1 pseudogene is annotated in these 414 nt (G+C 41.1%); it reads right to left on the bottom strand.

Annotated features, from left to right (window positions below):
• Window positions 1–414 (bottom strand): annotated as a pseudogene (locus LI164_RS15710) (conjugal transfer protein); the annotation flags it as partial.

Here is a 414-nt window from a genome sequence, read left to right as displayed (position 1 = left end):
TCTTTGAGTTTCTTAATTCGTTCATCAATCAACCTTCCTTTCTCTAATTGCTGTTCAAGTTCAGTAATTCGCTGTTCTGTTTCTGCAATAGCCGGTTCTCGCTGTTCAATTTCTGTGCCAATTCCTGCCATTGCTGATTTTCGTCTGTGAGTTTCTGTATCTGGTCTGTCTTTTCTTCCAGAAGCATCAACAGTTCTTCTGTATCCGGTAAGATTTGTAGCAGCTCTGACAATTCTTTCTCTAATTGCTGCAATCGTTCTTCCTGCTCCTGAAAGCACATCAGCTTCTCGTCCTTTTCCTGTATCTCCTGAAGCATCTCTGCCATGATATTCTGCTGTTCCTCTATCTGTGTAATCATTGCTTCCATCATGGGAATTACTTCTTTGCTTTCTTCTAATGTCATTCAACCACTCC

Source organism: Dorea sp. 210702-DFI.3.125, assembly GCF_020560945.1.
Lineage (GTDB): Bacteria > Bacillota > Clostridia > Lachnospirales > Lachnospiraceae > Dorea > Dorea formicigenerans.
This window is presented reverse-complemented; position numbering and strand designations above follow the sequence as displayed.